A 13,939-nucleotide genomic window follows, 5' to 3' on the forward strand; every position below is an offset into this window, starting at 1 on the left:
CGGGTGTTCGTGCACGATTCCGTTCGGCTGCCCGGCAGCGACGACCGCATCGATCCGGACGCTTGGCGGCCGTTGATCATGAGTTTTCAGAAGCTTTACGGGCTGGGGCCGGAGGTTCATCCGTCGGCTTTGGCTCGGATTCCGGAGCGGCTTTATCGGGGGCCGGACATCGAGCGGGCTCGTGACGTTGTGTCGCGTTCTTGTGGCTGAGTTTGGAGATACGGCTTCGCTGCGGCGGGATCGTGGCGATCGAGGTGCGGGTGCAGCGGGTGTTCGTGCACGATTCCGTTCGGCTGCCCGGCAGCGACGACCGCATCGATCCGGACGCTTGGCGGCCGTTGATCATGAGTTTTCAGAAGCTTACGGGCTGGGGCCGGAGGTTCATCCGTCGGCTTTGGCTCGGATTCCGGAGCGGCTTTATCGGGGGCCGGACATCGAGCGGGCTCGCGACGTTGTGTCGCGTTCTTGTGGCTGGGTTTAAAGATACGGCTTCGCCGCGGCGTGGGGAATCGGCGCTGCTGTGGTTGCTTTGGGTTTGTGGTCGGCAGCGCCGATTCCCCACGCGACGGTTCCCCTGCCGCTGTTCTCGTTCGGGGTAAGTGTTGCGGTGCAAGGACAGTTGCCCGTTGCGGCTACCTGATCGTGTGATGAACGTGTGTTCATGTGCGGGTAGTGTTGGGGTCATGGACAGCAGTGCTGTGTGGCAAGCCGATGCGGTCGCTCTCGCCGACCGTATCGGTGAGCTGCTGGTGTCCATGCGGTCCGCCGAAGCCGAACTCGGTGCGCTGCTCGTCGAAATCGAGGCGCGCGGGGTGATGGAGTTGTTCGGGTATCGGTCTGTTGCCCGGTTGCTGGAGCATCTGGCTGATGTGTCGAAGCAGGCCGCCGATGTGATGGTGAAGCGAGCGCGGGCGGTGAACCCTGGCCAGAACCTCGACGGCAGTCCCGTTCCCGCGGTTGCTCCTGCCACCGGGGTCGCCGCCCGAAGCGGGGTGTTGAGCACTCCGATGATCGACACCATTGTCGGGGTCGTGCAGCAAGTCCCCGTCGAGCATCGCGACGAGGCTGAGGCGTCTCTGCTGGCCTTCGCCGCGGACGCCGGGCACAAGCAGGTCGCCGCGCTCGGCGCACGGATTCTGGCGCATCTTGTCCCGGACGGGCCGGAACCCGACGCCACCGAACCCACCACCCCGGGTCGGGAGGTGTCGTTGCGGCGGAAGAAGACCGGAATCTGGGAGTTGCACGGCAGGTTCGATGACGAGACCGGCACCCGCGCCAGCGCCCTGCTGGACTCCATGGCCGAACGCCGTGCCAGTGACGAGGGCCCGGATTTGCGGTCTCCGCAGGAACGCTACGGCGACGCCTTCTCCGACCTGCTCGACTTGGCGCTGAACTCGTCGGATCTGCCGGTGCAGGCCGGGGAACGAGCCCACGTCATGGTCACGGTCTCTCTCGCCGACCTGAAGTCCGGTGTCGGGCACGCGATCCTCGGTGACCTGGGGACGGTCTCCGCGGCCGAGGCCCGGCTGCATGCCTGTGACTGCGGGGTCATCCCGGCGGTCCTCGGCGGCAAGAACGAGCCGCTGAACCTCGGTAGGCTTCGCCGGACGGTCTCCACCAGACTGCGCCGCGCCCTCTACCTACGCGACCGGGGTTGCGCCTTCCCGGGGTGTCACCGGCCACCCCGGCACTGTCAGGGCCACCACATCCGGCATTGGGCCGAGGGCGGGCCGACCGACCTGCATAATCTGGTGTTGTTGTGTGGTCACCATCACCGGTTGCTGCACCGCTCCGGGTGGGACGTCCGCATCGCCGCCGACGGCCTCCCCGAATTCCTCCCACCAGTATTCCTGGACAAACACCGAAAACCCAGACGCAACAACCTCCACCAACCGGCAAACGACTTCAGGTCGCGTCGAGCTGGGTGAGCAGTGGCGCGAGCATCTTGATGCCCGCCGTCACCGCCGCTCGGCCCTTCGCCGAGCTGATCAGGGGTTGCTGCGTCAGCAGCGCCACGACGTAACGTCCGCCGACGACGCCGGTCGTGTTGAGAACCAGCGCGTTCCGCAGGATCATCCAGCCCTGCTTGATCTGCCACGAACGCCCGGGCAGCCCGTCCGGGATGCCGAAGTACTGGTCCCAGCCGTCGTCGGCCGGATCGCGGGCGTTGCCGAGCGCGGTGAGCAGCGGCGACGCCACCTCGTCGGGCACTACGTCCTCGAGGAACTCGTAGGTCGCGAGAACGTCCGAGGCGCTCGTTTTCGCCATGCCCCACTGGGTCGGATCGGACGGCGCCGTGGTGTGCGTCAGCCCGATCAGCGCCGCGGTACGCGTCACGATCGTGGTGCCGCCGTTCCGCTCCCAGAACGCCGACGCGATGGCGTCGTTGCTGCCCGCCAGCATGTCGGTCAGGTCTTCGACCGCGTCGGCGTCCGGGAGCGCCCACGTGCCGGTGGCGTCGTCGTGCACCTCGTCGATCGCGATCAGCAGCTTGACCACCGAAGCCGTGTAGAGCGGACGGTCGGCGTCGAGGGACGCCAGCTCCTTCCCGGACTCCCTGTCGTAGAGCACGAATCCGACGCTCGTGCCGGGCGACGCGGCGGTCACGGCGTCGGCGAGGTCGGCCGCCACCGACGAGAGGTCGGGGTACGGGACCTCCGACGTCGACGTGACCGGGGTCGGGCTGATCGCGGTGTCCTGCGGCGGGTCCGCCGTCCCCGTCTCGGCCACCGGCGTGACCCGGTGCCCGTCGACCGCGACCAGTAGTCCGGCCGTCAACGCGGCGACGGCGAGCCCCGTGCCGGCGAGCGTCCAGCGGATCCGTCTTCCCATGCCCGTCCAACGGCCGGTACCACCGGATCGACCTGTCGTTTCGCTGTGTCTTGCTGTGGAAACGCTGTGGTCCGACCAGGTGAGCCGCTTTGCCCGCACAGTCCAGGGATCGTGGTCTTTCGGGCATCCGGGTGGCGGTGCCGACGCGTGAACAGGTGGCACTGCTAATCTTCGTCAAGAGACTTGCTTGAGGGCTTGACGAAAACAATCGGCGAGGGGAAATGGCGGACAGGTTCGAATTCGTCCTGGGGGCCGTCGAAGCCCTCGTCGTCGGCCAGGCCACCGGCGGCGACGTCCGGCGCTACCCGTTGCGCGCCGGGAACCTCCCGGCCGATCCCGTGCGGTTCGTGCGGGTCGCGCGCCAGGTGTACGACGCGCTGGAGGAACGGCGGCTTTCGGTGTCGGGCGAACTGCACCCGGGCGTGCGGACGGCGTTCGAGCTGCTGGCCGGGCCCCGCGTTTCGGTTGCGGTGAGCGGGATCGACGGCCTCGGTGCGGACGTCGCCGTGCTCGTGGTGACCGATGGCGCCCAGGCGCTCGGCATCACCCAGGCCCCGGACACCGACGACCTGCTGTTCTCCCTGTTCGCGGACGAGGAACTGGTCGAGGTCGTCACCGGGGTGCTGCCACCGGCCCCGGCCGCCACCACCGGCAGGCACGTCGTGCACCGCGCGGCCGGCCGCGAAGTCTCGGCCATGACGGCGAAGCGCATCGCCGACGCGGAGTTCGAGGAAGAAGAGACCGACGCCTTCGGCATGATCGAGGTCAAGGCCGTGGTGCGGCCAGGCCGCCGGCCACCGGCGCCCAAGCCGTCGGACATCGCGGTCCTGGAGCAGGTGCTCGCCGAACCGCGGCTGGGCGGCGGCCACATCGCCGTCACCGCGCAGGGCAGGCACGGCGAGCGGCTGGCGAGCGACCCGCTGAGCTGGCTGGACACCGCCGACGGCCGCTACCTGGTGCACACCAGGACCGGCGAGTCGGGCGAACTGACGGCGGACTACGTGCCGGCCGGGCGGGCCGACCTCGCGCGGGCGATCCGCGACGCGATCGCCGCCGTCTACTGACCGGGAAGGAAAGTCCTGATGACCGACGACGCGGCGGCCACCCCCGCGATGCAGGCGATGAAGGAGACGGTCGCCGCCACCCCCGCGATGGAGGTGGCCCGCATCGGCCTGGCGGGTGCGCAGCTGAAGCGGCTTGCCCAAAGCGGCGGCTTCGCGGTCGACGACACCACGGGCAACCGGCTGATCGAGGCGCTCGAAGGCGTGCTCGAGTCGCTGGAAGCGCGCTGGTCGGCGTTGCAGCGCTTGCACGACAAGCCGGCGCTCAGCCGGACCGCCGTCGGCCTGTGGGTCGCCGACCACATGGTCAGCACCGCGGCCGACGAGCACGGCCTGGTCACCCAGCTGCAGGCGGCGCGGCAGGAGTTCCCGACCTACATCGAGGCGATCAAGCTGGCGAAGCAGAACTACCAGTCCCGGGAAGAGGACACGCGGGCCGAGCTCGCGGCCCTCCCGCCCGCCGACCAGAGCTGAGGGAGACCGTGGCACCCACCGCCGAGTCCGTGTCGGACCCGTCGTCCCCGGACTACGACCCGCGCAGCCCGCTGTACGACGTGACGGCCGATTCGTCGTCCAAGTACTACGTCGGGCCGCTGGTCGCCGACTCCGCGCCTTCGGGTGACCAGATCCGGGCGATGGCCACCCTGCAGATCGACGACGAGATCCGGCGCGGCTGGCTCGGCCCGGCCGTCGACCCGGTCCTGCGCGACAGGAAGATCCAGGAGCTGTACCAGCAGCACCTGGCCGACGCGAAGCACGGGCTTGACGAGGGCCTCAGCATGCGCGAGACAGGCGAGCCCCCGCACATGCTGTGGAACAACGCCAGCCACGAGCAGATGAACGACGCCATCTCGCTGGACGCCAACCCGGCGACCGTCGCGGAGACCTCGGAGGAGTGGGTGCGGGTCGGCAACGACCTCGGCACACACCAGCGGAACCTGGCCGACGCGATCTCCGCGAGCACCAGCAACTGGCAGGGCGACGCCGGCGACGCCGTCCGCGAGCACCTGGCCGGTGTCGGCAAGTGGCTGGGCGCCACCGCGCAGGGCGCGACGCTCGCCGGGCGGCAGCAGGAGATCCACTCCCAGGCGCTCAACGAGACTCAGCGGCAGATGGCCGCGAACCCGCCGGTGCAGTTCGACCTGCAGGCCACCAACCAGCGCCTGCAGTCGATGACCGACCCGGTGCAGTACGCGTCGGCGGCGGGCGAGGCGATGCAGACCTACCGGGCGCAGCAGGCCGCCCGTGAGCACGCCGCGCAGATCCTGACGCAGTACGACGAGACCATCGGCGGCGCCGTCGCCACGCCGAAGTTCCCGGCTCCGCCGAAGCTGCCGACCGCCACCTCGCCGCGCCTCGCGGGCCGCCCGGCCTCGGGCGGCGCGGTCGCGGACAGTGCCGTCCAGCCGCTGCTGGCGCGGACCCCGACGGCCCCGTCGTCGGACGCGGCGGGGACGCGGATCCCGGCCGACCTGAACGTCGCGGCACTCGACGGCTCGGGTGGCGCCGGCGGCAGTGGTGCGGGCGGCGGTGCGGGTGGCAGCGGCGCGGGGATGCCCGGCATTCCCGGCGACGGCTCGGGCGCCGGCGGTTCCGGCTTCTCCGGCAGCGGTATCCCGGGTGGGCCGGATGGCGGCGGCGCGGGCTTTTCCGGTAGCGGCATCCCCGGCAGCGGTAGCGGCATCCCCGGCAGCGGCGCCGGCTTCACCCCGCCGAAGCTCGACGTCCCGGACCTGCCCGGCGGCAGCTTCACCGGCTCCGGCATTCCCGGCTCTTCAGTGCCGCGCTTCGACGACTCGACGACGTCGTCCGGCTTCACGCCACAGGGAATCGGCGGCGGTGGCACCGGCGGCAGCGGCTACACGCCGCCGAACATCCCCATCCCCGACATCCCGAACAGCGGCGGCGGTCGCGTTGGCGGCCCGCTGCCCGGGTTCACCCCGCCGGGCATCGACCCGATCACCGGCCTGCCGACCGGCACCGGCGGGCTCAACGGCCCGGGCGGGGCCAAGATGCCGACCATCGGGCGCGGCGGCGGCATCAACGGCGAGAGCATCGCCAGCCGGCTCGGCGGCCCGGGTGGTGGCGGCGGCGGCGGTGGCGGCGCCTCCCTCGGCGGGTCCGGTGGTGGCGGCGGCGCCGGTATCGGGGCCGGCGGCTCGGGTGTGCGCGGCGCGGGCAACCTGAGTGGTGGCGCCGCGTCCGGCGCGGCCGCGGAGGCCGAAGCGGCGGCGGGGCGCGGTGCGGCGTCCGGGCGTGGTGCGGCCGGCGCGGCGGGCGCCCCGGGCATGGGCGGCATGGGCGCCGGCGCCCGCGGCGGCAAGAAGGAAGACGACAAGGAACACAAGTCGGCGGACTACGTCGAGAGCGACGACCCGAACTTCTTCGCCGGTGAGCAGGTGGTCGCACCGCCGGTGATCGGCGACTGGAAGAACCAGGATTGGAAGTGAGCGCATGACGGCCGGCGGTTTCGAGGTCGAACCGGACGAACTGGTCGCGCACGCGAGTCACGTCGAGAGCCTGGTGGACCGGCTCAACACGGCCGTTTCGGCGGCCGACTCGGCGATGTCCGACCACGCCTACGGGCTGCTGTGCGCGTTCCTCCCGCCGATCATCCGGCCGACGGGGGAGCAGGCGAAGGACGCGTTGAGCGCCTCGATCGAAGGCGTGCGCGGGCTGGCGGACAACGTCAAGACCGCGGCGCAGTCCTATCGCGACGGTGAAGAAGGCAACGCGCAACCGTTCGAGCGGCAGCTCGCGGCGGCGCCGCGCACGGCGGAAACGAAGGTGAAGGCATGACGGGGCCGAACGGGCTGGGAGACCTGATGCGGGACCCGGAGGAGACGATCCGCCGGATGGACGACTGGGCGGCCGGGTTCGCGGCGAAGGCGCAGCGGTACCAGGCGGCGCAGGAGCAGACCGAACGGCTGCGGCTGACCGCGACCAGCTCCGACGGCGCGGTCAGCGTCACCGTCGGCGCGGACGGCACCGTCACCGACTTGACCTTCACGAACAAGGTCAAGTCGTTCCCGCTCGAGGAGCTGTCCCGGCAGATCCTGACCACGATGCGCCGGGCGCAGTCCGGCATCGCCGACCGCGTCGCCGGCGTGATGGCCGAGTCGCTCGGCGACGAGGACCGCGAGACCCGCGCCGCGCTGCTGGACTCCCTGCGCGGCCGGTTCTCCGATCCGGACGACCCGGACGACCAGCCGCCGCCCGCGGAGCCGGGCCCGGTCCCGCCGTCCCCGGCGGGCGGCGCGGCCGTTCCGCCGGCGCCCGCGGCCCCGCAGGCATCGCCGCCGCCGCGGCGGCGTGGCATCCCCGACGATGAGGACAACAACCCGTGGTGAATCCGCTGGTCGCGGAGGCCAAGGACTCGACGACGGCGTATTCGGGGATTTCGCTGCTGGAGTCGGCGAATGATCTGAAGTCGGCGATCGAGAGTGGCGACTGGGCGTCGGTCGCGTTGGGTGCGGTGGGGACGGCGCTGGATGCGTTGTCGATGGCGATGGATCCGTTCGGCGCGATCCTCGCCGCCGGCGTCGGCTGGCTCATCGAACACGTTGGCCCGCTCAAAGAAGCCCTCAACGGCCTCACCGGCAACGCCGACGAGATCGCCGCCCAGGCCGAAACCTGGAAGAACGTCGCCGGCGAACTCGGCAGCATCGGCGAGGACCTGACCGGCATGGTCAAGGCGGACACCGCGTCGTGGACGGGGAACGCCGCCGACACCTACCGGCAGCGGGCGCAGGACACCGTCACCTTGCTGTCCACCGCGCAGAAGGGGTGTGAGGGTGCTTCCAGCGGGGTGAAGACCGCTGGTGAGGTGGTCGCCGCGGTGCGGGCCCTGGTCCGCGACATCATCGCCGAACTCGTCGGCCACCTCATCAGCTGGGCGCTGCAGGTCGTCTTCACCCTCGGCATCGGCATGACCTGGGTCGTTCCCCAGGTGATCAACGCGGTGGCGAAGACGGCGTCGAAGATCGCGGATTTGACCAAGCGGCTGGTGAAGGCGTTGCAGGCGCTGATTCCGCTGTTGAAGCGGGCTGGTGATCTGTTTTCCGACGCGGCGAAGGCGTTGCGGAACATCAAGCCGGGCAAGGGTGCCCCGCCGCCGAAGCACGCCGACATCAACGGCAACCCCAAAGGCCTCGACGGCCCCAAGGGCAACGGCTCCCCCGACGCACCACCCCCCAAGACCGACCCGCCGCCGGCGCCGAAGGGCGACGGCACCAGCCCGTCGGGCGCGAAGGGCGACGGCACGTCGCCATCGGGCGCGCACGGTTCCCCGGACGCGCCGCCGAAGACCGACCCGCCGCCCGCGTCGAAGGGTCCCGAGGAGACCCCGCCGCCGAAAGCCGACCCCACGCCGCCCCCGGCGTCGAAGGGGCCCGACGGGAACACCGCGCCGTCCGGTGCCGGCAAGGGTCCGGAGACCCCGCCGAAGATCAAGGACACCAACACGAAACCGGACGAGCACACGACGCCGGCCGCCGACCGGTCGTTGTGCGGGGACCCGGTCGACGTCGCCACCGGCGCCGTGCTCCTGGAGCAGACGGACGTCCTGCTGCCCGGCGCGCTGCCGCTGGAGTTCGGCCGGACGCACCTGTCGAGCTACCGCGCCGGCCGGTTCTTCGGTCCCACGTGGACGTCCACAGTGGACGAACGGATCGAGGTCGAACCGGACGGCCTGCACCTCGCGCTGGCCGACGGGACGCTGCTGCGCTATCCCGTGCCGCGCGGCATCGAGCCGGTGCTGCCGGAGCAGGGCCCGTACCTGGCGCTGCGCCGGGTGCGGCACGGCTTCGTCGTCGGTTCCCCGCAGAACGACCGGATGCGCTACTTCGCCGCCAAGGCGGGGGAGACCACCCTGCCGCTGCGCGCGCTCGTCGACGGGGCGGGCAACCGGGTCGTCGTGCAGCACCGCGGCGGTGTGCCGGTGGCGATCGAACACTCCGGGGGCTACCGCCTGGAACTCGACTCGGCCGACGGGCTGATCACGGCGGTGCGCGTCGCCGGAGAACCGGTCCCGCTCACCGAATACCGCTACGACGAGCGCCGCCGGCTGACCGAGGTCGTCGACGCCGCCGGGACTCCCTATCGGTTCCGCTACGACGCCGACGGCCGGATCGTCCGCTGGGAAGACGTCAACGGTCGCTGGTACGGCTACCAGTACGACGCCGAAGGACGCTGCGTCCAGGCTCGCGGCACCGAGGGCTACCTCGACGCGACGCTGTCCTACGAGCCCGGGCTCACCTCGGTCACCGATTCGCTCGGCGCCGTCACCCGCTACCGCCTCGACGAGCGGCTGCGGGTAATCGGCCGGACCGACGCGCTCGGCAACAGCACCAGCACCGAGCTGGACCGCTTCGGCCGGGAGGTCGCGCGGACCGACGAACTCGGGCGCGTCACCCGCTGGGAACGCGACGGCGCCGGCAACATCACCGCCGTGGTCCGCGCCGACGGCACCCGGATGGTCACCGAGTACAACGAGCACGGCAGGCCGGCCGCGGTGACCGGTCCGGACGGCGCCGTCTGGCGCTACGAGCACGACGAGCGCGGCCGGCTGGTCCGGGACATCGACCCGACCGGCGCCGCGACGAGCTACACCTACGACGAGGTCACCGGCACGATGGCCACGGTGACCGACGCCCTCGGCGGGGTCACGAGGTTCGAGTCGAACGCGGCCGGGCTGCCGGTGGCGATCACCGCGCCGGACGGCTCGGCCACCCACTACGCCTACGACTCGCTCGGGCGGCTCTCGACCGTCACCGACCCCACCGGCGCGACGACCCGCACGGTGCACAACGCGGCGGGCGATCTGGTCGAACAGGTGGACCCGGACGGCGCTGTGCACCGCTTCGGCTCGGTGGCCGTGGGCAACGCCGACGAACGGACCGACCCGCGCGGCGGCGTCAGCCGGATCGAATACGCCCAGTTCGACCTGCCGGTCACCGAGCGGGGCCCGGACGGCGGCGTCCTGCGCTACGGCTACGACACCGAGCTGCGGCTGACGTCGGTGACCAACGAGGCCGGGCTGGTCTGGCGCTACGAGTACGACCCGGCGGGCCGGCTCGTGCGGGAGGTCGACTACAACGGCCGGTCGCTCGACTACGCCTACGACGCCGCGGGGCGGCTCATCCTCCGCAGCAACGGCGCGGGACAGACCATCGCGCTGGAGCGGGACGCCCTCGGCCGGGTGGTCCGGCGCCGCAGTGGCGACGAGGTCGCCGAGTTCGCCTACGACGCGGCCGACCGCGTGGTCCTGGCCCGCAACGCGCACAGCGAGCTGCGGTTCGCCTACGACGCGCTGGGCCGCGTGGTCAGCGAGGCGGTCAACGGCCGGGCCGTGCGGTCGGTCTACGACCTGCTCGGCCGCCGGACCCACCGCCGCACCCCGACCGGGGCGGAAGCGGTGTTCGGCTACGACGTCCGCGGCCGCGCGACGTCCCTGACCACCGGCGGGCGCACGCTGCAGTTCGGCTACGACGCCGCCGGTCGCGAGACCGCGCGCCGGCTGGTCACCCGGCACGGCGTCGCCGCCGAGCTCCACCAGGCGTGGACGCCGGCCGGTCAGCTGGCGGCCCAGACCGTGCGCCGTGGCGAGGCCACGGTGCAGCGCCGGGAGTACGGCTACCTGCCCGACGGCTACCTGGCCACGGTGACCGACCTGATCTCCGGTCCCCGCAGCCTCGAGGTCGGCCCGGGCGGGCGGGTGCTCGCCGTCCGCGGGGCCCGCTGGCAGGAGAGCTACGGCTACGACGTCACGGGCGCGATCACGGCGTCCGACTGGCCGGGCGCGCCCGAGGTGACCGGCCCCCGGTCCTACCGGGGTACGTTGCTCGCCGCGGCCGGTGCCACGCGCTACACCCACGACGCCGAAGGCCGCGTCGTGACCCGGGAGCGCGGCGGCCGGCGCTGGGAATACCGCTGGAGCGCGGAGAACCGGCTCACCGCCGTCCGCACGCCCGAGGGCGTGACCTGGCAGTACCGCTACGACGCGGTAGGACGGCGGATCGCCAAGCAGCGGCTGGACGCGACGGGCGCCGTCGCCGAGCAGGTCGAGTTCGCCTGGGACGGCACCCTGCTCGCCGAACAGGTGCACGGCACCCCCGGCGGCCCGCTGGTGGCGACGGTCTGGGACTGGGCGCCGGACGCCGAGCGCCCGCTCGCGCAGACCGAACGAGTGCTCGGCGGCGGCACCGACCGGTTCCACGCCGTGCTGACCGACCTCGTCGGCTCGCCGGCGGAACTGCTGGACGAGACGGGCGCGCTGGCCGGGCACCAGCACACGGCGCTGTGGGGCACGGTGGTCTCCGCGGGCGGCCAGGCCGGCACCCCGTTGCGGTTCCCCGGTCAGTACCACGACCCGGAGACCGGGCTGCACTACAACCTGCACCGCTACTACGACCCGGAGACCGGACGGTTCGTCTCCCACGACCCGCTCGGTCTCACGCCGGACCCGGACTCGCTGGCCTACGTCGGGAACCCGACCGCGTCGATCGACCCGCTGGGCCTGGCGAAGGCCACGCCGTGTTCCGCGTCGGGCGCGGGCGGCAGCGGCGGTGGCGGCAAGAAGCCGAACCAGTTCCACCCGTACAGCAAGCCGGACGGAGCGCCGAACAAAGGCAAGCGCCGGGCGCACAAGTACCCGGAAGGCACCTACGGCGACAAGGACTTCGAGCGCAAGCGGCTCGAGAACAAGTTCGACTCGAAGATCGACGGCAACAGCACCCACCAGTCCGAGCACACCGCGGGCTTCGACGTCCTCAACGACAACGGCGCCGCCGGCAAGGTGCCCCGGAGGCAGGGCCGGGACCTGGAGAACAACGCGTGGGCGTACTACGAGGAGCACGGTGCCCACCGCGCTCACCCGGGCACCGGGACCAGCCACGCCGTGCACGACTCGGGCTGGAACGCGCCGGACTACCGGCGTGACCAGCGGACCGCGATCGAGAACAACGACCCGAACACCGCGGTCCAGCTCAACCAGCTCGGCTACGCCCACCAGCCGGGGTTCCAGGGCACGCCCACCGACGCGGCCGCCCGCAACCGGATGAACATGGCCGACGACTCCTACCACCAGATGGTCAACGACGTCCACGCCGGCGGCGAGGGCATGCGGTACAACCCGCGGCCCAACGACCCCGTTCCGGCCGGGGGCGCGTCGGTGCCGGGCACCAACCACGTCACGACCCGCCCTCTCGACGACCGCGACGCGTTCGAGCTGCACGAAGCCCGCAATGCGGCGCGCACCGGCAACTGGCCCGGCGACGACGCCTGGCAGCGGTACTACCCGGACCCGACCCCGGAGGACTGGGCCAGGCTGGAACGGGGTGACTTCGACCCGCCGCAGCTGCCCCCGATCCAGCCGGGCAGTCCGATGGACCTGGGCCTCTGACCGGGGTACACCGCTGGCACGACGGCCTGCTGGTGATCAGAGCCGGTCGAGGCGGACCGCCGCGGCCATGCGCTCGTAGCCCGCGTCGCCCGGGTGGAGGTGGTCGCCGGAGTCGTAGGCCGGCAGCATCCGCAGCGGGTCGGCGGGGTCGCGGACGACCGCGTCGAAGTCGACCACGGCGTCGAACACCCCGCCCGTGCGGATGAACGTGTTGACCGCCTGCCTGGTCGCTTCCAGCGTTTCGTCGTAGACCCGCCAGCCCTTGAACGGCGTGAGCGTGCCGCCGAGGACGCGGATGCCGCGCGCGTGCGCCTGCGCCACCAGCTGCCGGTACGCCGACGTGATCGCGGCCGGGTCGGTCTGGTGCGGCGTCTGCTGGATGTCGTTGATGCCCTCCAGCACGATGATGGTCCGCACCCCGCCGACGCTCAGCACGTCGCGGTCGAACCGGGACAGCGCGTTCTGGCCGGCGCCGGACCCGGGCACGTCCAGCAGCAGCCGGTTCGCGCTGATCCCCGCGTTGAGCACGCCGAACCGGCCGTGCAGCCGGTCCGCCAGGTAGTCCGGCCAGCGGTGGTTGGCCCCGGCGACCGACCCGACGCCGTCGGTGATCGAATCGCCGAGCGTCACGATCGACGCGTCGGCGTTCCCCTGGACGTCGACGCCGGAAACGTAGTGCCACACCGACGTCTGCTCGGTGTACGGGGCACCCGATTCACTGGCGGCGAAGTCACCGGTGCGGGTGAAGTACGACGTCTGCGCGGCGGCCGGGTGGTAGGTGACCGGACCGGACTTCGCCGGCACGTACGTCGTGACGAGCAGGTTGGCGTCGGCCGGCACCCGCAGGTTCACCGGGTCGCTCAGCGCTTCGGCGCCGGCCGGCACGACGACGTTCGCGGCGCCGCCGAACGTCAGCGACCGCAGCGAGCCCGGGACGGCGTCCGCGCCGGTGCCCTGGACCGCGACGGTGACGTGCCCGAAGGTCAGGGGAGTGGTCCCGAAGGCGTTCGACAGGTGGACGCGGGCGCGGCCGCCGCCGGCACTGGTGTGCACGACGTTGCGGATCGAGTAACCCGGGTAGCCGTCCGGAGTGTTCGGCACGGCGGACGCGGGCGCGGCCGCCCAGGTGCCGACCCAGCCGCCGACGGCGTGCTGGGCGACGACCGAGGAAGCGCTTTCCGGATTCGCGCTGCCGGAGGTCGTGAGGATGCCGAACCCCGCCAGGACTGCCGCACTCACGGCGAAAAGACGTCGCATACACCCACGTTCTCCCGCGGCGACGCCGGACGGCGACCGCTGATCAGGTGAGGGTGGCGGACAAGATCCCGGACAGCGGGCTAGGAGCGGGCCCGTCCGGGATTCTGGGGATGCCGGACGGGCCCGCGCGAGGTGGCCGTTGCCGCGACGGCCGCTCGCCGGGGTACCCGGTCCCGACCGGGCGGAGGCTGGCCCGGATCGTTGCGTCGTAGTGACCCCGGAGGGCGTGTGCGAGACGCCCTCACCCAATGCACGGCTCCCGGCCCCGCCCGGTTCAGCGGCGCCCTGGAATTCTCCCTGGACCGCCTTGCCGGTGGTCCGATCCAGGGTCGTCACGGTCGCATTGCCCGCCGGGTCGGTCGACGTGGCCTTGGCAGGCGGCCCGGAG

Annotated in this window: 9 protein-coding genes and 2 pseudogenes; 9 read left to right on the forward strand and 2 right to left on the reverse strand. The window is 71.9% G+C overall.

The window, feature by feature from the left end; all coding sequences use genetic code 11:
• From AB0M82_RS43345 to AB0M82_RS43355, 3 genes and pseudogenes are all read left to right on the forward strand, one after another.
• Nucleotides 1-210, forward strand: a pseudogene (locus tag AB0M82_RS43345) (flavin reductase family protein); the annotation flags it as partial.
• A gap of 23 nt (nt 211-233) precedes the next feature.
• Nucleotides 234-481 (forward strand): annotated as a pseudogene (locus AB0M82_RS43350) (flavin reductase family protein); the annotation flags it as partial.
• Nucleotides 482-683: 202 nt separating this feature from the next.
• Nucleotides 684-1,928, forward strand: coding sequence for a DUF222 domain-containing protein (locus tag AB0M82_RS43355; RefSeq protein WP_364735222.1), 1,245 nt, complete (start codon nt 684-686; stop codon nt 1,926-1,928).
• Here AB0M82_RS43355 and AB0M82_RS43360 read toward each other — a convergent pair.
• The gene (locus AB0M82_RS43360) at nt 1,906-2,832 is read right to left on the reverse strand and encodes a hypothetical protein (protein WP_364735224.1); all 927 of its coding nucleotides are present in this window, start codon (nt 2,830-2,832) and stop codon (nt 1,906-1,908) included. The two genes, AB0M82_RS43355 and AB0M82_RS43360, sit on opposite strands and share 23 nt — an antisense overlap.
• A gap of 221 nt (nt 2,833-3,053) precedes the next feature.
• On the opposite strand from AB0M82_RS43360, the gene AB0M82_RS43365 reads away from it, so the two are divergent.
• The 6 genes from AB0M82_RS43365 to AB0M82_RS43390 are packed head-to-tail and all read left to right on the forward strand — an operon-like array spanning nt 3,054 to nt 12,294.
• Nucleotides 3,054-3,896, forward strand: coding sequence for an ESX secretion-associated protein EspG (locus AB0M82_RS43365; RefSeq protein ID WP_364735226.1), 843 nt, complete (start codon nt 3,054-3,056; stop codon nt 3,894-3,896).
• Between the two features lie 18 nt (nt 3,897-3,914).
• Complete coding sequence (locus tag AB0M82_RS43370) at nt 3,915-4,367, forward strand: hypothetical protein (RefSeq protein WP_364735228.1); 453 nt, start codon at nt 3,915-3,917, stop codon at nt 4,365-4,367.
• An 8-nt stretch (nt 4,368-4,375) separates the two neighbouring features.
• Entirely contained in the window at nt 4,376-6,343 is a 1,968-nt protein-coding gene (locus AB0M82_RS43375) for a hypothetical protein (protein WP_364735230.1), read from the forward strand.
• A 4-nt stretch (nt 6,344-6,347) separates the two neighbouring features.
• Nucleotides 6,348-6,692 carry a type VII secretion target gene (locus tag AB0M82_RS43380; RefSeq protein WP_364735232.1) on the forward strand — a complete coding sequence of 115 codons (345 nt, stop codon included), beginning with the start codon at nt 6,348-6,350 and terminating at the stop codon, nt 6,690-6,692.
• A complete protein-coding gene (locus AB0M82_RS43385) occupies nt 6,689-7,243 on the forward strand; it encodes a YbaB/EbfC family nucleoid-associated protein (RefSeq protein WP_364735234.1) in 555 nt (184 codons plus the stop codon). The genes AB0M82_RS43380 and AB0M82_RS43385 overlap by 4 nt, the downstream gene beginning before the upstream one ends.
• Nucleotides 7,237-12,294, forward strand: coding sequence for an RHS repeat-associated core domain-containing protein (locus AB0M82_RS43390; protein WP_364735236.1), 5,058 nt, complete (start codon nt 7,237-7,239; stop codon nt 12,292-12,294). Before AB0M82_RS43385 ends, AB0M82_RS43390 begins: the two co-directional genes overlap by 7 nt.
• 36 nt (nt 12,295-12,330) lie before the next feature.
• Here the strand turns inward: AB0M82_RS43390 and AB0M82_RS43395 are convergent, their stop codons facing one another.
• A complete protein-coding gene (locus tag AB0M82_RS43395) occupies nt 12,331-13,551 on the reverse strand; it encodes an SGNH/GDSL hydrolase family protein (protein ID WP_364735238.1) in 1,221 nt (406 codons plus the stop codon).
• Nucleotides 13,552-13,939 lie beyond the last annotated feature (388 nt).

It is taken from the genome of Amycolatopsis sp. NPDC051128, from assembly GCF_040682715.1.
In the GTDB taxonomy this organism is placed as follows: domain Bacteria; phylum Actinomycetota; class Actinomycetes; order Mycobacteriales; family Pseudonocardiaceae; genus Amycolatopsis.